An 18,056-nucleotide genomic window follows, 5' to 3' on the forward strand; every position below is an offset into this window, starting at 1 on the left:
TGGGGCAATTGCCTCATGACCCTCCTCGATACCGATATCCTGCTCGACTGGATCGTTCGCCGTGGCCTCGACGGCCTGGACGAGGGTCAGCTCCTGCGCGAGTTCTGTGAGAAGTGCCGGGAGGCCGGCCTCATGGTCTCGCGCGCGCTGTCCTTCATCGACACGCTGCATCCCGTCCATGAAGGCCGCATCTACCGCTGGCGCGACGATTCCGTCGAGGAAGAGGCGGCCACGGACTATGCCCGCACCGATCAGGGCGGCCCCGCCGCCGAATCCTGGCAACGCAGCCCGTTCTTCCATCTGCTGCAGACCGGCGAGGAGGAGCTGCGCCGCCGCATCGGCTTCGGCGAGGCGCCGGACTTCAGCATCATCCAGGAGATGAAGGACCTCGGGCATACAGACTACATCGTCTTCATCCACCGCTTTGCCGGCGACACAAAGATTGGCGACATGGACGGCGTCTATTCGGCCTGGTCGACGCGCCATTCCGAGGGCTTCAGCGACGCCAATGTCGTCGCGTTGCGCCGCCTGGTGCCGGCGCTGGCGCTCGCCATCAAGAGCGCCGCCCTGGCGCGCATCGCCGATACGCTGGTGCAGGTCTATCTCGGACGCGATGCCGGCCGGCGCGTGCTGGAGGGCAGCATCCAGCGCGGCGTCGCCGACCGGGTCGAGGCGGCGCTGTGGTTCTCCGACCTGCGCAGCTACACCGCCATCACCGACACGGCCAAGCCCAGCGAGATCATCCCGCTCCTGAACGACTATGCCGAGGCGGTGATCAACTCGATCCACGAGGCGGGCGGCGACGTGCTGAAGCTGATCGGCGACGGCACGCTGGCGGTCTTCCGCGCCGACGATCCAGCCGAAGCCTGCCGCTGCGCACTGCGGGCCGAGGAGAATCTGCGGGCCCGCATGAAGGAGCTGAACGAACGCCGCCTCGCCGCGGAGCAGCCGGTCACCACGGCCTATATCGGCCTGCATATCGGCGAAGTTTTTTACGGCAACATCGGCAGTTTCGACCGCCTCGACTTCACGGTGGTCGGACCGGCGGTCAACGAGACCAGCCGCATCGCCTCGATGTGCCGCTCGGTCGACCGGCCCGTCCTCGTCTCCTCGACCTTCGCCGACGCTCTCCCCGCGGACGAACGCGCCCGCCTGGTCTCGGTCGGCCGCTTCGCCCTGCGCGGCGTCGGCAAGGCGCAGGACCTGTTCACCATCGACCCCGAGCTTCTCTGATTTCCGCTATGGTTGCCGACGACGCGGACGCTGCTAGGTTCACGGCCTGACTTAAGAGGAGCAGCCCATGGCCAAGACACCCGCCATCTCGATCGGCATCAAGGAAGCGGACCGCAAGAAGATCGCCGACGGTCTGAGCCATCTGCTGGCCGATACCTACACGCTCTATCTCACGACCCACAATTTCCACTGGAACGTCACGGGACCGATGTTCACGTCGCTCCATACGATGTTCATGACCCAGTACACCGAGCTCTGGAACGCGGTCGATCCGATCGCCGAGCGCATCCGCTCGCTGGGCTATCCCGCCCCCGGCTCCTACGGCCAGTTCGGCAAGCTGAGCTCGCTCGCCGACGCGCCGGCCAAGCCGCCGAAGGCGCTGGAGATGGTGAGCATCCTGGTTACCGGCCACGAAGCCGTGGCGCGCACCGCGCGCGGAATCTTCCCGGTAGCCGACAAGGCGGGCGACGAGCCGACGGCCGATCTGCTGACCCAGCGCCTGACGGTTCACGAACAGTCGGCCTGGATGCTGCGTTCGCTGCTGGAATAGCCGTCACCAACCATGGCCGGAACCAGACGCCGTAGCCTGCTGAGGCTTGCCGGCGGCGGCGCGTCGATGGCCGCCATCCTGGCGACCGGCCGTACGCCCGCGCTGGCGCAGCAGCGGACCGTCCACTGGCTGAAGTGGGTCGACTTCGTCCCCGCGTCCGACGCGCTGCTGCGCGGTGAGCTGTTGCCCGAAGCCGAGCGGGCGCTGGGCATCCGGATCGTCCTCGAGACGGCCAACGGCAACGACCTGCAGCCGCGTGTCAGCGCCGCGATCAGATCCGGCGCCGGCCCCGACCTGGTCATGGCGTTCAACGAACAGACCTATCTCTATGCCGGCGGCGCGGTCGATCTCACCGACCTCGCCCACTCCGTGGCGCAGGCGGAGGGCGGCCTCTACGCCTATGCCCGGACGATGTGCAGCACCGGCGGCCGGTTCATGGCCATGCCGTGGGCGGTCATCGGCAACATGATCGCCTATCGCCGGTCGTGGTTCGAGGAGGTTGGCGCGACCTCCTTCCCCGGGACCTGGGCGGACTATCGCGACGTCGCGCGGAAGCTCAAGGCCAGGGGACGCCCGATCGGACAGACGCTGGGCCATACGCTCGGCGACTCGCCCAGCTTCACTTACCCCTACCTGTGGTCCTGGGGCGGCATGGAGGTCGATACCGCCGGCAAGGTGGTGCTCAACTCGTCGGCGACGCTCGAGTCAGTGAAGTTCATGCAGGGCTTCTGGAAGGACGCCTGCGACGAGCGCGGCCTCGCCTGGGACGATACCGGCAACAACCGCGCCTTCCTGTCCCAGTCCATTTCGGCGACGCTCAACGGCGCCTCGATCTACATCGAGACGTTGCGCCGGCCCGAGCGCTACCGGACGGCCGACGGCACGCCGATGAACCGGGACATCCTGCACGCGCCGCTGCCGGCGGGTCCGGCCGGACGGTTCGGCATGCACCTGCTGCAGTCGAACATGCTGATGAAGTATTCCAAGAACCAGGAGGCCGCGAAGGACTTCCTGAAGTGGATCCACGCCGAGAAGAACTTCGAGAGGTGGTTCGTCTCGCAGAAGGGCTTCTCGACCCCCTGCACCGAGACGTGGGAAGGCCACGCGGCCTGGACCGACGATCCCGTGATGACCCCCTTCAAGGCCGCCGCGAAGCTGGGCCAGGCGCCGGGCCGCGCCGGTCCTCCGGACGCGAAGGCGGCGGAAGCGCTGTCGAAATACGTCATCTCCGACATGTATTCCAAAGCGGTTCAGGGCATGCCGGCCGAGCAGGCCGTCAAAGGGGCCGAAGACAGGCTGAAGAAGATCTACGGCTGAGCCGGCCCCGACCACGACTCCAGCACATCCCACTTCGCCTTGCGCTGCTCGTCGCGCGGCTTCTTGAAATCGTGACCGTACGGCGCCGTGTCGAACGAGCCATAGGTCGGATTGGGCAGCATCAGCCATTGCTTGCCCCAGTAGGGCATGCCGGCCTCGAAGGCTTTCACCCGCTCGGCCTCGCTGCTGCGGTAGCGGTCGTCGAAATCGCCTAGATTGTCGCCCATGTTCAGCAGGATGCGATAGTCCCTGGCGATCACCGCGCGGCGCGTGCTCTTGGCGCCGGTCCAGTCGGGCTTCTCGCCCTGCATCAGGAACGTGTCGACATTGCCGCCCAGGGGAAAGCCGAGCTTGGCCATGTTCTCGCGCGTATCCTTCTCGGTCTCGACGCCGCGGTTGGTGACATAGAAGACCTTCACGCCCTTCGAGTCGGCGTACTTCGTGAACTCGACGGCGCCCGGAATCGCCGCGGAAATCTGGGCGGCGCAGAACTGGTTCCAGCTCTTGGTGCTGAAACTCTGGTTCGTCCGCATCATCCAGACCTGGTATTTCGAATTGTCGAGCAGGGTCTCATCGACATCGAGCACGACGGCCGGCGGCAGGCTCTGGAAGTCGCCCTTCTGCTCGGCCGGCGCGGCCGTCCAGTTCCTGTCGGCCAGCGCCTCGTCGAGGCGGATGCGCGCCAGCGCGTACACCGTGAGCGCGTTGGCCCTGTATTCGACGGCGCGCTGCGTCCACAGCGTCGCCAGCAGCAGGTCGTTGGCCGGCGGCGTTTCCTGGGCGCGGACTCCTCCGCCCGCCAGCAGCGCCAGAAGAACGACGGCGAGCAGACCGGGGCGCGTCCTCATCCCGATATCCTTTCCAGCAGCAGCTTCTTCGTCGCCGGGTCGGCGAACGACGCTTCGATGGTCGTGCGGGCAATCTGCCGCAAATGCTCTTCGTCGAGACCCGCGAGGTCGTATTCGGTGCCGAGCGTCGTGTGAAAGAAAGGCGGATCGTCCGAGTTCAGCGTGACCCTCACGCCGGCATCGATCAACCGGTGCAGCGGATGCGAGGCCCGATCGGGATAGAGACCCAGCGCCACGTTGCTGCCCGGACAGACCTCGAGCACGATCCCGCGCCGCACCAGCTCCTCCATCAAGGCCGGATCGTCGGCCGAGCGCACGCCATGGCCGATGCGCGTCACCGGCAGGTCGCGGATCGCGGCCCACACGCTCTCCGGCCCCACGACCTCGCCGGCATGGACGGTGCAGCCATAGCCGTTCTCGTGCGCCAGGCGGTAGGCCGGCGCGAAATCGACCGGCGCGAACTTGGCTTCGTCGCCGCCCATCCCGAAACCCACGACATAGGGATGCGGCTCGACCAGCATGGCGCGGACCATCGCCTCGGCCCGCTCCGGCCCGAGATGGCGGATGCAGATGATGATGATGCGGCCCTCGATGCCAAATTCCCGACGGGCATCGTCGATGCCCTGCGCCAGCGCCTCGAGCCACTGGGTGTAGGAGATGCCGAGCGCGGCCGGCCGTTCGGGCGAACAGAACATCTCGACATAGACCGCGCCTTCGCGCGCCGCGCCGGCGAGGTAGGTGTAGATGACGTCGCGGAAATCGCGGGGCTTCTTGAGCGCCGTGCAGACGCGGTCGTAGGCGTCGAGGAAGCTCCAGAAGTTCGTCCAGGCGTAGTGGCCTTTGGCGTCGAGCAGGTTCGGCGGCAGCACCAGGCCGTTGCGCCTGGCCAGTTCGAGGGCGAGCGACGGCGGGATCGAGCCTTCGAGATGGCAGTGGATTTCGGCCTTGGGTATCACGCAAATCCTCGGAGCGGCAGGTCGGGGCGGTGCAGCCAGTTGTCTGCCGGATAATCGGCCCGGCCGTCGATCAGGTGCAAGCTGTAGGCCTGCCGCGGCCGCGACGAACGGTTGGCCGCGCTGGCATGCGGCAGCAGGCCATGCAGGACGATCAGGGTACCGCGCCGGACTTCCAGCGCCACCGGCTCGACGGCCGGCCACGGCGTGGCGTCGATCGTCCGGGTGACGAGGTCCCCGTCCCGATAACCGAACCACTGCCGCAAGGGCCCACGATGGGCACCCGGCAAGGCGATCAGGCAGCCATTGTCGCGGTCGGCATCGTCGAGCGCGATCCAGAAGCCGGTGACACTGGGCGGTTCGGTGCGCAGGAACGTCGCGTCCTGATGCCAGCCCACTTCGCCACCGACATGAGGTTGCTTGAACAGATACATCGACTGCAGCAGCAGTGGCTCTTCAAGGCCGAGAGATCCGGCGAGCGCCGCCAGCCGCGGCTGTCGCGAGAAGCGGTCGAACACCGGATCGAGATCGTGCAGCGCGTGACCGATCTTGTTCAGTTGGCCGGGTGCTTCCGCCTCGACGAAGAAACGGATGTCGCCGCCGGACTCGCGGAAATAGAAGTCGCGCGCATGGGCCTGATCGACGGTCGAAAAAATCGTGGGCGCCGTACCCGGATCGAACCCGGCGACGAGTTCGGCGGCCCGCGCCTTCAGCGCCTCGCAGTCGGCACCCGTCACGAAATCCGGCAGGACTGCAAATCCATCGCGCGCGTAAGCGTCGAGGTCGATCACAGCGCGACCCGTTCGAGGATCGCGGGCCTCTCGGGCGGCACCTCCTCTTCGATGCGGACGGCGCGGCGGATCAGGGCAATCGCCTCGTCGGCCTCGGCCTCGCTGGCGGCATGCACGAGGCACAGCGGCTCGCCGCTGCGGATCTGGCATCCGACATCGACGAACCCGGTCAGACCGACCGTTGTATCGATGGCATCGTCGGCGTGACGGCGCCCGCCGCCCAGTTCGACGACGGCGATGCCGACCTCGCGGGCATTCATGCGCGCGACATGGCCGGATCGCTCGGCCGTACAGGCTTTCACCACCGGCGCATGGCCGAGATAGCGGGCGCTGTGTTCGAGGAAATCGCCGGGACCGCCCAGCGCCGAAACCATGCGGGCGAAAGTCTCCGCGGCGCGGCCATCGGCCAGGACGGCCTCGGCTTTGGTCCGCCCCTCTCCGACATCCACAGCCAGTTTGCCCAGCACCAGCATCTCGCCCGCCAGCGCCATCGTGACCTCATGCAGACGCGGCTCGCGCGCGTCGCTGCCGGTGAGATACGCGACGGTCTCCGCGACTTCGAGCGCGTTGCCGACCTCGCGCCCCAGCACGCGGTCCATATCTGTGATCAACGCCACCGTCGGCAAGCCGGCCCGGTTGGCGACATCGACCAGGCTTCGGGCCAGGTCGCGCGCCATCTCCTCGGTATCGCAGAAGGCACCGGAGCCGCACTTCACGTCCATCACCAGCCCGTGCAGCCCCTCGGCGACCTTCTTGCTGAGGATCGAGCTCACCAGCAGCGGGATCGATTCGACGCTGCCGGTGACGTCGCGCGTCGCATAGAGGCGCCGGTCGGCGGGCGCCAGGTCGTCGGTCTGGCCGATCACCGCGCAACCCACCTCGCGCACGACCTTGCGGAACGTGGCGATGTCGGGCTGGGTCTCGTAGCCCGAGATGGCGGAGAGCTTGTCGAGCGTACCGCCGGTATGGCCGAGGCCGCGACCGGAGATCATCGGCACGAAGCCACCGCAGGCAGCCACGATCGGCGCCAGCATCAGACTCACCTTGTCGCCGACGCCGCCGCTCGAATGCTTGTCGAGCACCGGGCCCGGCAGGTCGAGGTCGCGCCAGTCGAGCATGATGCCCGAGCGCGCGAGCCCGAGCGTGAGCGCGACCCGCTCCGGCACGGTCATGCCGCGGAAGAACACGGTCATCGCGAAGGCCGCCACCTGGCCCTCGCTCAGGCCGCCATCATGGATGCCGCGCACGATGAAGGCGATCTCCTCGTCGGAGAGTTCATGCCCGTCGCGCTTCCGGCGGATGATCTCCTGCGGCAGCATGCTCATGCGCAGCCTTCCAGGAAGGTGCGCAGCACGAGGCGCACCTTGTCCACCGCGGCGGCCGCCACCGCGAGCGTCTGGTCGTGGCCCAGCGCGCCCGGCACCAGGCCCGCGGCATAGTTCGTCATCAGCGACAACGCCGCCACCTTGAGGCCGGCGTGGCGCGCCAGGATGGTCTCGGGCGTCGTCGACATGCCCACGGCATCGGCGCCCAGCACGCGCGCGGCGCGGATCTCGGCCGGCGTTTCGAAGCTCGGCCCGCTGAAGAAGATGTAAACGCCCTCATGACACACGACGTTGGCCGCCCGCGCCGCGTCCATCAGCTTCGTGCGCAATGCCGGATCGTAGGCGTCGACCATGTCGACGAAGCGGCTGTCGCCCGGCCCGACGCCGAACAGCGGATTGATGCCGCCGAAGTTGATGTGATCGCTGATCGCCATCACCGAGCCCGGCGGCATGTCGAGCCGCAGGCTGCCGGCCGCATTGGTCTGCAGCAGGGTCTCGCAGCCCAGTCCCGCCAACGCATCGATGGCGCCCTTCATCTCGTCGGCCCGGCCGCGCTCGTAGTAGTGCGCGCGGCCCTGCAGCACCGCGACGGGCGTCGCGCCGACATGGCCCAGCACCAGCCGGCCGGCATGACCGCCGACCGTCGGCCGCGGGAAGCCCGGCAGGTCGGCATAGGGGATCGTGGCGACCGCGGTCACCTCCTCGACGAAACCGCCGAGGCCGGAGCCGAGAATCACCGCGACCTTCGGTCGAAAGCCCGGCGCGGCCCGCTCGAGAGCGTCGCTCACGGCTAGCCGAAATGCTGCGGGCCGAAGGACATCGGCAGGAGCTGCCCCAGCGTCACCGTGCGATGCAGCCCGTCGGGACCGCAGAGATGCACCGGCACGTCGTCGCCCGCGAACTCGCGCAGCTTCTGCCGGCAGCCGCCGCAGGGCGTGATGACTTCAGGGCCGGGCCCGACCACGACGCATTCGAGGATGCGCTTGTGGCCCGCCGCGACCAGGGCCGCGATGGCGCCCGCCTCGGCGCAAAGCCCCTGCGGATAGGCCGCGTTCTCGACATTGCAGCCGCCATGGATCGAGCCGTCCTCGGCCCGCACGGCGGCGCCGACATGGAACTTCGAATAGGGGGCGTGGGCGCGCAGCATCATCCGCTGCGCCAGGTGGAGAAGGTCGTTCATCTCAATGCTCCTTCTCGTAAGGCACGCCGGCCGCCTTCGGCGCGACGGTGCGGCCGATGAAACCGGCCAACAGGAATAGGGTCAGAAGATAAGGCAAAGCCTGGATCAGTTGCACCGGGACTTCGCCGATGCCGGGCAGCTTCACGCCCTGCAGGCGGATGGCGATGGCGTCGAGCAGGCCGAAGGCCAGGCAGGCGCCGAAGGCCGGCACCGGCCGCCAGCGACCGAAGATGATGGCGGCCAGGGCGATGAAGCCCTGCCCCGCCGTCATGTCGCGGCTGAACCCCGCATTCTGCGCGATCGACAGATAGGCGCCGGCCAGGCCGGCGAACAGGCCGCAGATCAGCACCGCGCGGTAACGCAGCCACGACACCGAGATTCCTGCGGCGTCCACGGCCAAGGGCACCTCACCCACGGCGCGCAACCGCAGGCCAAAGCGCGTGCGCTCGATCACCCACCAGGCGAAGGGCACGGAGAGCAGCGCCGCGTAGACCAGGATATTGTCGCCGGCGACGGGGAAGAAGATCGGGTTGAGACGCTCCGCCCCGGCCAGCGGCGGCGTCTGGCCGCCCCGCCCGAACCAAGCGGTGCCCAGCACCACCGTGAGACCCATCGCCAGGATGTTGATGGCGATGCCGCTCACGACCTGGTTGCCGCGATGGGTGATGCAGGCGAATCCGTGCAGCAGCGCCAGCATCTCGGCGGCCAGGATCGCGGCGCCCACCCCCGCCCAGGCGGATCCGGTGAGCGACGCGGTGGCCGCCGCGAAGAACGCCGCCATCAGCATCTTGCCTTCGAGCCCGACATCGATGATGCCGCTCTTCTCGGAGAACAGCCCGCCCATGGCGCACAGCACCAGCGGCGTCGCAACCCTCAGGGTGGCGGCGAGCGTCGCGACGACGAGCGTGAGCGCCTCCTCCACGTCAGCCCTTTCGCGCGAACAGCGCCTGCAGCCAGGGCCGCGGCAGATGAACCAGCGCGCCTGAGAACAGGATCACCAGCCCCTGGATCACCACCACCATCTCGCGCGTGATCTTCGGGATCTCGAAATTGAGCTCGGCACCACCCTGCTGCAGAGCGCCGAACAGCAGCGCCGCCAGCACGATGCCGAGCGGATGCCCGCGCCCCATCAGCGCGACCGCGATGCCGGTGAAGCCGTAGCCGGCGGCGAAGTCGAGGACGAGCCGATGATGCACGCCCAGCAGCTCGTTGACCGCGACGCCGCCCGCGAGGGCGCCGGACAGGCACATGGCGAGCATCGTGGTGCGCTTCAGGTTGGTGCCGGCATAGAGCGCCGCTTCCGGATTTTGCCCCATGGTGCGCAGCCCGTAGCCCCACGGCGTGTGCCACAGGAAGATCCAGACGCCGATGCAGGCCAGGAGCGCCAGCAGCAGCGACAGGTTGAGCGCCGAGGGCGCGACGGTGATGCCGATCCACTGAAGCGCGGCCTGCATCGACGGCACCGCGGCAGAGGCGGCGAAGCCGCGGCTCTGCGGCGTCATCGAGCCCGGCGCGATCAGCACGTTCACCATCAGGTAGACCATCAGGGCCGAGGCCACGAAGTTGAACATGATGGTGGTGATGACGATGTGGCTGCCGCGCCAGGCCTGCATCCAGGCCGGAATGGCGGCCCAGGCCGCGCCGAACGCCGCCGAGGCGAGGATGGCGAGCGGGATCAGCAGCAGGCCCGGCAGGATGCCATCGAGCGCCAGCACGGCGAGGCCGCAGCCCAGCCCGCCGATATAGGCCTGCCCTTCGCCGCCGATGTTGAACAGACCGGCATGGAAGGCCACCGCCACGGCAAGCCCCGTGAAGATGAAGTTGGTGGCGTAGTAGAGCGTGTAGCCGATCGATTCCGACGATCCCACGGCGCCGAGCACGAGCAGCTTCAGGGCATGGAAGGGATCGACTCCGATGACCTCGACGATGAGGCCGACCACGAGGAACGCCATCGCGATGTTGGCGAGCGGCAGCAGGCCGATCTCGACCCAGCCAGGCAATGGACGGCGCCCGGCGCTCATGCGGCGCGGGCACCCGCCATCATCAGGCCGAGCGTGCGCTCGTCGGCCTCGCCGGCCGCGACCTCGCCCACGATGCGGCCGCCGAACATCACCAGGATGCGGTCGGCCAGCGACAGGATCTCTTCCAGTTCGACCGATACGACCAGCACCGCGCAGCCCGCATCGCGACTGCGGACCAGCTCGCGGCGGATGAATTCGATGGCGCCGATGTCGACCCCGCGCGTCGGCTGGCCGACCAGCAGCACCTTGGGATTGCGCGCCATCTCGCGCGCCAGGATCAGCTTCTGCTGGTTGCCGCCGGAAAAGTTCGACGAGCGCAGGCCCGGCGTACGCGGCCGCACGTCGAAGCGCTCCATGAGATCGGCGCAGTACTTTCCGACGGCGGGACCGTCCATGAGGTAGTTGTGGCAGAACGGCTCGCGATCCTGATAGCCGAGGATCGAGGTTTCCGACGCGAGGAAGGCCGGCACCAGCCCCTGCCGCAGCCGGTCTTCCGGCACATGGGCCACCCCGAGATCCCGCATCTCGGCCGGATCGACCGGATGGGCGGCATCGACCCTGCGTCCGCAGGCCTCGATCTCACCGCCGGTCGGCGGCCGGATGCCCGCGAGAACCTGCAGCAGTTCGCTCTGGCCGTTGCCGGAAACGCCGGCGATGCCCACGATCTCCCCGGCCTTCACGTCGAGCGAGATGTCGTCGAGCAGACGGACGCCGCGACGATCGACCAGCGACAGGTGCCGCGCGGCCAGCCTCGTCTCGCCTTTCCGGGCCGGCGCCTTGTCGAGATCGAGACGCACCTTGCGGCCGACCATCAGTTCGGCCAGTTCCTCGGCATCGGTCTCAGCCGTGGTACGCTCCGCCACGACCTCGCCGCGACGCATGACGACCACCTTGTCGGTCACGCTCAGGATCTCACGCAGCTTGTGGGTGATCAGCACGACCGTGACGCCGCGGTCGCGCAGCACGCGCAGGATCTCCAGCAGCCGGTCGGTCTCCTGTGGCGTGAGCACGGCGCTGGGTTCGTCCAGGATGAGAATACGGGCGCCGCGAAAGAGCACCTTGAGGATCTCGACCCGCTGCTGTTCGCCCACCGACAGGTCGGCCACGAGCGCATCGGGATCGATGGCGAGCCCGTATTCACGTGCGAGCCGTGCCAGCTCCGTCCGGGCCGCCGCCAGGCCGCCGGCCAGCAGCGCGCTGCCTTCGGCGCCCAGGATCAGGTTCTCCAGCACGGTGAAGCTGTCGACCAGCATGAAATGCTGGTGGACCATGCCGATGCCGTGGCCGATCGCATCGCGCGGGCTGGCCATCTCGACCGGCCGTCCATCGACCAGGATCTCGCCGGCATCGGCCCGATGGAGTCCGTAGAGGATGCTCATCAGGGTCGACTTGCCGGCGCCGTTCTCGCCCACGATGCCGGTGATGCTGCCGCGTTCGATCCGCAGCGAGGCGCCGCGCACCGCCTGCACGCTGCCGAACGACTTGTCGATCCGCCGAAGCTCGATGGCAGCGTCGGCCGTCAGCTCTTGCACGAATTGTTGCTCATATAGTCGTGGACGACGATCTGGCCCGAGATGATCGCGGCTTTCGCGGCATCGACCGCGGCCTTCATCTGCGGCGTGATGAGCTTTTCGTTGTCCTTGTCGAGCGCCCAGTCGACGCCGCCTTCCTTGAGGCCCAGCACCTGCACGCCGCCCTTCCACTCGTTGTTCCGGGCGGCCTTGAAGCTGTCATAGGCCGCGAGATCGACGCGCTTCAGCATCGAGGTCAGCATGTTGCCGGGATGCAGATGGTTCTGGTTGGAATCGACACCGATGCCCAGCTTGCCGCGATCCTTGGTCGCCTGGAGGATGCCGAGCCCGGTGCTGCCGGCGGCGGCATAGACGACGTCGACGCCACGATCGAACTGGCCCTTGGCCAGCTCGGCGCCACGACCCGGGTCGTTCCAGGCGGCGGGCGTCGTGCCCGTCATGTTGGTGATCAGCTCGGCATTGGGGCTGGCGTATTTGATGCCCTGCTCGAAGCCGCACTGGAAGCGGCGCACCAGCGGGATGTCCATGCCGCCCACGAAGCCGATTTTGCCGGTCTTGGAGGCCATTGCCGCCAGCACGCCGACGAGGAACGAGCCTTCCTGCTCCTTGAACACGACCGATTGGACGTTGGGCAGGTCCACCACGCTGTCGATGACGGTGAAGTGGATGTTGGGGAATTCCCGGGCGACCTTGTCGAGGGCGACCGCCTGCGCGAAGCCGACGGCAATGATCGGGTCTTGCCCCCTTTGGGCAAAGCGCCGCAGTGCCTGCTCGAACTGGGTCTCGTTGCTGGGCTCGAACTCCGAGATGGCGATGTTCGTCTCTTTCTTGAAGCGCTCGGCGCCCTGCCAGACCCCCTCGTTGAAGGATTTGTCGAACTTGCCGCCGGTGCTGAAGACGATCGCCGGCTTGATGGCGACGGTCTGTGCCTGCGCCAGCGCGCCGAGGCCGACGGCGGCCAGCACGGAGATCAGGGGGCCAACCCAACGTTTCATTGCCATTCCCATGTTGTTGGCGCGAGTTTGGACCGGGCCGCGCCCCCGGTCTAGGCGGAGACTGGACGACCAGGAGCGGGCACGGGACTTGCTATACTACAGCGCAAAGGCGCCCTGGGAGGACACATGGCCGAGTACGATCTCGTCATCCGCAATACGACGATTGCCACGGCTTCGGACGTGGTGAAAGGCGACATCGGTGTCGTCGGTGGGCGCGTGGTGGCACTGGGCGAACGGCTCGACAAGGGCCGCCGCGAGATCGACGCCACCGGCCTGATCGCGGTCCCGGGCGGCATCGATGCGCATGTCCATTTCGACCAGGACACGGCCGACGGTTCGGTCTTCTGCGACGATTTTGAGAGCGGCAGCCGCGCCGCCGCGGCAGGCGGAACGACGACCATCATTCCCTTCGCCTACCAGAACAAGGGCCAGCCGCTGCGCGACGCCGTGAACAAGTATCATAAGCGCGCCGAAGGCAAGTCGCTGATCGACTACGCGTTCCACGTGATCCTGTCGGATGCCAGCGAGAAGATCATGGGGCAGGATTTCACCGCCCTGGTCGCCGACGGCTACACCTCGTTCAAGGTCTACATGACCTATGACGACGTGAAGCTGACCGACCGCGAGATGCTGGACGCCCTGGCCGCGGCGCGCCGCGAGCAGGCGATGCTCATGATCCATGCGGAAAACTCCGACTGCATCACCTGGCTGACCGAGCGGCTCGAGCTGAAGGGCATGACGGCCGCCAAGTTCCACGCGACCTCGCGCCCCTTCGTGGTCGAGCGCGAGGCCACGCACCGCGCCATCTCGCTGGCCGAGCTGCTCGACGTGCCGATGCTGCTGGTCCATGTCTCGGCCAAGGAAGCCATGCACGAGATCCAGCGCGCCCAGGCGCGCGGCCTGCGTGTCTATGGCGAGACCTGCCCGCAATACCTGTTCCTGAGTGAAGAGGATTTCGAGAAGCCGGGCGAGGAAGGCGCCAAGTGCGTCTGCTCGCCGCCGCCGCGCGGCACCGACAACCAGGAGCACATCTGGACCGGCCTCTCGGCCAACACCTTCCAGGTCCTGTCGTCCGATCATGCCGCCTTCAAGTTCGACGATGTGCGCGGCAAGAAGCTGCCGGGCGCGGCCCAGAGCTTCCGCAAGATTCCCAACGGCGTGCCCGGTGTCGAGACCCGGCTGCCGCTGCTCTTCTCCGAAGGCGTCAACAAGGGCCGTATCACCCTGCAGCAGTTCGTGGCGCTGAGCTCGACCAACGCCGCCAAGATCTACGGCCTGCACCCGCGCAAGGGCACGATCGCGGTCGGCTCGGATGCCGACATCGTGCTGTGGGATCCCGAGCGCCGGGTGAGCCTCACCAACTCGATCCTCCACCACAATTGCGACTACACGCCCTACGAGGGACGCGAACTCACCGGCTATCCGGTGATGACCCTGTCGCGCGGCGAAGTCGTGATGGAAGAAGGCCGCATGAGCGGCTCCGCCGGCCGCGGCCAGTTCCAGAAATGCGACCGCCCCGAAGCCGCCCGCCCGCGCGGCCGGCCGCTGATCGATCCGTCGATCTTCAATTGACGCATTCTCTGCAGAAAAGAATCGCTTCGCCCAAGACCGACCTCATGCTGAGGAGGCTGCGCAGCAGCCGTCTCGAAGCATGGGCTACACACACCACGCCTGTTGCCCATCCTTCGAGACGCCACGCTGCGCGTGGCTCCTCAGGATGAGGTGGGTTTGGTCAATCTGAGACGCCAAGACTCTAGGTCACCGACTCATAGCGCTCCAAAAAATCGATCACGTCGGCCACAGGCAGGACATCGGCGTATTTGGCCATCATGTCGTAGAGATTGGCGAAGTGCGGGCTCTCGTGCTTGTCGGAGACGCATTCCTCCGGAACGATCGTGCGGAAGCTGCGCGACAGGCTGTCGACCACCGTGGCGCGCACGCAGCCCGACGTCGAACCACCGGTGACGATCAGCGTATCGACCTTGTGGAAGGTCAATAGTGATCCGAGGTTGGTCTCGAAGAACGCGGACGCCATGCGCTTGTTCATGACGATGTCGTGGTCTCGGTCGATTTCGCAGCGATCGTCGAGTTGAGCCCGCCGGTCGCCGGCCGTGATGCTTCGCAACGACGCCGACATGTCGGCCCGCGTTCCCCACACGCCGCAATCCTCGCCCGACTCGAGATAGGCGACGTAAGTCCAGATCACCGGACAGCCGCGAGAGCGCAGCAACCGTGCCAGCCGGTTCACATGCTCGATCTGGCGCGGATCGGTCTCGTAGGCCGTCGCGAATTCGGACGGCCGCGTGTAGGCGTTCTGAAGATCGACGTTCACCAAGGCGGGCTTGACGCCAAAGCCGAAGCGGCGCCGCTGCGGATGGGCTTTCAGCGCCTCGTAGAGCTGGCGCGCCGTCCTGGTCGAGGTTTCCATGCGAAGGCCTCCTCAGTGAAAGCGCTGGATCGAATAGGGCGCCACGGACAGGCTCGTGCTGCGGCCGGCCAGCATCTCGGCGGTCAGGCGTGCGAGCACCGGCGCCAGCGTGTAGCCGTTCGAACCGACGCAGTTGTAGAAGCCCGGCAGGCCCGGCACTTCGCCCAGGATCGGCGCGCCGTCGACGTTGACGTTCATGCCGGCCCAGATGCGCACGACGTGGAGATCGGCGAGCGCGGGGATGACGCGGCTGGCGATCCAGAGATTGCCCTCGACGCTCGAGCGCAGCGCGCGCGACAGGCGTTGGCCTTCGTCGAGACCCGCCGTCCAGCCGCCGCCGATCAGGAAGGCGCCCGACGCCATCTGCTTCAGGGTGAGATGGCGGTCGGCATGGGCGATCAGCTTTTCGATGGTGGGCGGCGCCGGCTCGGTCACGATCATCTGCAGGGGCGCGCCCTTGACCGGGACCGTCACGCCGAGATGCGCGGCAACCTGCGGCGTCCACGCGCCGGCGGCGTTCACGATGCGCCGGCAGGCGATCTCGCCGCGGCTGGTGACGACACGGTAGCCGCGCCCGGTGCGCTCGATCGACTGCACGTCGCTGCCGCGGCGGAAGCGGGCGCCCAGGGCACGCGCCCGTTCGGCCACGGCATAGGTGGCCAGCAGCGGATTGATCTTGCCCTCGCCGGGGCACCATTCGGCGGCGATCGCCACGTCGCTCACGCCCGGCTCGAGGCGGCGCAGCTCGTTGGCGCCGATCAACTCGGCCTCGACACCATGCTGCCGCTCGATCGCGATCTTGGCCTTGAGGAATTCCACGTCGCGCGCGGTCTCGGCCAGCATCAGCCCGCCCATGACCTTCATTTCAAGGTCCTGACCGGTATCGGTCGCGATCTCGCGCCACAGCGCCACGGAGGCCGGGCCCAAGGGCAAGGTGGCCGCTGCCGGACCGCCGCCGGCCTGGGCCTTGGCTCCGAAGTCGAACGACAGGAGCTGGACATGCAGGCTGCCGGCATTGGCGCCCGAGGCCTGGAGATTCACCTCGTCGCGCTCGACGACCAGCGTCTCGATGCCCTCGCGCGCCAGCCAGTAGGCAAGACACGAGCCCACCACGCCACCGCCGATCACCAGCGTGTCGACCGTCTCGGGCGCCAGAGGTTCGCTCTCGCGCGGCCGCGACATGTCCGGCGGCACGAATTCCTTGTGGCCGCCCCACTCACCCTGCTCCACCGTCAGCGCGCGGATCGGCACGGGCTTGACCGGCGGCCGCGGCGCGAACAGGTCGAACTCCCCGACCTCGCTCGTCGTCAGGCGGGCCACCAGCGACGCGCAATAGCGCCCTTGGCATCGACCCATGCCGACGCGGCATTTGCGTTTCAGGACAGCGGGCGAATCGTGGCCGGCCGCGATCAGGGTCCGCAGGTCGCCCGCCGTCACCTCTTCGCAACGACAGATGATGGCGGCGTCTTCGATCGTTGCGGGATCGAGCGGCGGTGCGTCGAACAGCTGCCACAAGGCCGCTTGGAAGCGACGGGACCGGCTCAACGTCCGTCGGGCTTCGTCGCTCCTGATGCCCTCAAGACCAAGATCCCGGGCAATGGAAGCAGCGGCAATGGTTGCCTGCGCCATCGCCGCCTGCGCGCCGCCGAACCGCGCGCCGTCGCCGATCGCGAACACTTCCCGCAGACTCGAACGGCCCTCACCATCCGTCAGCGTTTCCATCGACCCGGTGCCACGCGCCACGAATCGATGGGCACAGCCCAGCGAGCGCGCAATCTCCGAAGAGGAGGCAAAGCCGTAACCCAGCGCCACGATGTCGGCGTCGATCGCGAAGGCGCCGGCTTCGACTCGACGCACGCGATCCTCGCCCAACAGCCGCGTCACCCTGGCCTCCCAATGGAGGAGATTGCCCAGCCGCCCCGCAAGGCGCGCTCCCTGCGCGATGAGAAAGGGATCGGCCGCGGCGGCTCGCGCCACCGCGCGCCACTGCGCGAGACCAGGCCGCCGCGCCGCCTCGAGCACCGCAACGACATTCGCGCCGCCGTCGATCAGCTCCGCCGCGGTCTGCAGGCACAGCGGGCCGTTGCCCGCAATCACGATGCGCTGGCCCGGCGCCACGCGATAGGAACGCGCGAGCGTCTGCAAGCCGCCGACCGTCATCACGCCCGGCAAGGTCCATCCCGGAACGGGCAGCGATTGTTCGTAGGCGCCGGTCGCCAGCACCAGGCGTTTGGGCCGAAACAGCATTGCCTGGCCCGCCACGACGGCGGCGATTTCCTGGACCGAGAAGGCCGCCCAGACAGTCGCGTCGTTCAGGATCCGAGCGCCCGCCGCCAGCGTCGATTGGCGCAGCACCGCGCCATCCCGGAACTGGCGATCGAGGGTTGCGAGATCAGCCTCGTGCGACGGCGCCAACGGCTTGAAGTACTGCCCGCCCGGATGAAGGCGCTCGTCGAGAACCACGACGGAGGCCCCCGCCACGGCCAACGCGCGGGCCGCGACCAGCCCGGCCGGACCGGCGCCGACCACCAGCACGTCGCAGGTTACCTCTTCGGCCGCTGCGGCTTCCGTCCTCGTCTCTGTCGGCAAGTCCGCCAGCGGCGAGGAGCACACCTTCATGCCGGGCTCGACCTTGGTGAGGCAGGCCCGCTGGCTCGGGCGGCCATCCACAGTGACGAGGCAGTCGAAGCAGACGCCCATGCCGCAGAAGGGCCCGCGCGGCGCACCGGAGCGGGCCTCCCGGACGGCGACGACATCCGACGCCGCCAGCGCCGCGGCGATCGTCTCTCCCTGGAACGCCGCGATCTCGCGCCCGTCGAAGGAGAGTCGAATGGGCGCGCCCGTGGGCCGCATGTCGGGATGTTTCAGGCGCATGCAAAAGGT

General features: G+C 67.8%; 16 protein-coding genes. 4 read left to right on the forward strand and 12 right to left on the reverse strand.

The annotated features are described in order from the left end of the window. Positions 1 to 15: 15 nt before the first annotated feature. The 3 genes from ACP15H_RS21375 (at position 16) to ACP15H_RS21385 (ending at position 3,100) form a co-directional block, all read left to right on the forward strand. Positions 16 to 1,233 carry an adenylate/guanylate cyclase domain-containing protein gene (locus ACP15H_RS21375; RefSeq protein ID WP_425068153.1) on the forward strand — a complete coding sequence of 406 codons (1,218 nt, stop codon included), beginning with the start codon at positions 16 to 18 and terminating at the stop codon, positions 1,231 to 1,233. A gap of 67 nt (positions 1,234 to 1,300) precedes the next feature. Next, positions 1,301 to 1,783, forward strand: coding sequence for a Dps family protein (locus ACP15H_RS21380; RefSeq protein WP_425068154.1), 483 nt, complete (start codon positions 1,301 to 1,303; stop codon positions 1,781 to 1,783). Between the two features lie 12 nt (positions 1,784 to 1,795). Then, entirely contained in the window at positions 1,796 to 3,100 is a 1,305-nt protein-coding gene (locus ACP15H_RS21385; protein WP_425068155.1) for an ABC transporter substrate-binding protein, read from the forward strand. On the opposite strand, the gene ACP15H_RS21390 is transcribed toward ACP15H_RS21385, so the two are convergent. From ACP15H_RS21390 to ACP15H_RS21435, 10 genes are read right to left on the reverse strand one after another with little or no spacing between them, the layout of a single operon-like run. Next, the gene (locus tag ACP15H_RS21390; protein ID WP_425068156.1) at positions 3,091 to 3,948 is read right to left on the reverse strand and encodes a 5'-nucleotidase, lipoprotein e(P4) family; all 858 of its coding nucleotides are present in this window, start codon (positions 3,946 to 3,948) and stop codon (positions 3,091 to 3,093) included. The genes ACP15H_RS21385 and ACP15H_RS21390 overlap by 10 nt on opposite strands. Continuing rightward, positions 3,945 to 4,904 carry an adenosine deaminase gene (gene add / locus ACP15H_RS21395; RefSeq protein WP_425068157.1) on the reverse strand — a complete coding sequence of 320 codons (960 nt, stop codon included), beginning with the start codon at positions 4,902 to 4,904 and terminating at the stop codon, positions 3,945 to 3,947. Before add ends, ACP15H_RS21390 begins: the two co-directional genes overlap by 4 nt. Further along, the gene (locus ACP15H_RS21400) at positions 4,901 to 5,692 is read right to left on the reverse strand and encodes a phytanoyl-CoA dioxygenase family protein (protein WP_425068158.1); all 792 of its coding nucleotides are present in this window, start codon (positions 5,690 to 5,692) and stop codon (positions 4,901 to 4,903) included. Before ACP15H_RS21400 ends, add begins: the two co-directional genes overlap by 4 nt. Next, on the reverse strand, positions 5,689 to 7,011 hold the full coding sequence (gene deoA / locus ACP15H_RS21405) for a thymidine phosphorylase (RefSeq protein ID WP_425069948.1): 1,323 nt from the start codon (positions 7,009 to 7,011) through the stop codon (positions 5,689 to 5,691). Before deoA ends, ACP15H_RS21400 begins: the two co-directional genes overlap by 4 nt. Before the next feature lie 2 nt (positions 7,012 to 7,013). After that, positions 7,014 to 7,805, reverse strand: coding sequence for a purine-nucleoside phosphorylase (locus ACP15H_RS21410; protein WP_425068159.1), 792 nt, complete (start codon positions 7,803 to 7,805; stop codon positions 7,014 to 7,016). Positions 7,806 to 7,807: 2 nt separating this feature from the next. Beyond that, positions 7,808 to 8,197, reverse strand: a complete 390-nt coding sequence (locus ACP15H_RS21415) for a cytidine deaminase (RefSeq protein WP_422031567.1) — start codon at positions 8,195 to 8,197, stop codon at positions 7,808 to 7,810. A 1-nt stretch (position 8,198) separates the two neighbouring features. Next, complete coding sequence (locus ACP15H_RS21420; protein ID WP_425068160.1) at positions 8,199 to 9,119, reverse strand: ABC transporter permease; 921 nt, start codon at positions 9,117 to 9,119, stop codon at positions 8,199 to 8,201. Between the two features lies 1 nt (position 9,120). Then, positions 9,121 to 10,218, reverse strand: a complete 1,098-nt coding sequence (locus tag ACP15H_RS21425; RefSeq protein WP_425068161.1) for an ABC transporter permease — start codon at positions 10,216 to 10,218, stop codon at positions 9,121 to 9,123. Next, positions 10,215 to 11,741, reverse strand: a complete 1,527-nt coding sequence (locus ACP15H_RS21430; protein WP_425069949.1) for an ABC transporter ATP-binding protein — start codon at positions 11,739 to 11,741, stop codon at positions 10,215 to 10,217. The genes ACP15H_RS21425 and ACP15H_RS21430 overlap by 4 nt, the downstream gene beginning before the upstream one ends. Then, positions 11,738 to 12,745 (reverse strand): BMP family lipoprotein, encoded by a 1,008-nt coding sequence (locus ACP15H_RS21435; protein ID WP_425068162.1) that lies wholly within the window; start codon positions 12,743 to 12,745, stop codon positions 11,738 to 11,740. Before ACP15H_RS21435 ends, ACP15H_RS21430 begins: the two co-directional genes overlap by 4 nt. 126 nt (positions 12,746 to 12,871) lie before the next feature. Here ACP15H_RS21435 and hydA point away from each other — a divergent pair, with 126 nt between their 5' ends. Continuing rightward, entirely contained in the window at positions 12,872 to 14,317 is a 1,446-nt protein-coding gene (hydA, locus tag ACP15H_RS21440) for a dihydropyrimidinase (RefSeq protein WP_425068163.1), read from the forward strand. 181 nt (positions 14,318 to 14,498) lie between these two features. Here the strand turns inward: hydA and ACP15H_RS21445 are convergent, their stop codons facing one another. Continuing rightward, on the reverse strand, positions 14,499 to 15,173 hold the full coding sequence (locus ACP15H_RS21445; RefSeq protein ID WP_425068164.1) for an isochorismatase family protein: 675 nt from the start codon (positions 15,171 to 15,173) through the stop codon (positions 14,499 to 14,501). Positions 15,174 to 15,185: 12 nt separating this feature from the next. After that, positions 15,186 to 18,047 carry an FAD-dependent oxidoreductase gene (locus ACP15H_RS21450; RefSeq protein ID WP_425068165.1) on the reverse strand — a complete coding sequence of 954 codons (2,862 nt, stop codon included), beginning with the start codon at positions 18,045 to 18,047 and terminating at the stop codon, positions 15,186 to 15,188. Between the last annotated feature and the right edge of the window lie 9 nt (positions 18,048 to 18,056).

The organism is Reyranella sp. (assembly GCF_965249915.1).
Lineage (GTDB): Bacteria > Pseudomonadota > Alphaproteobacteria > Reyranellales > Reyranellaceae > Reyranella.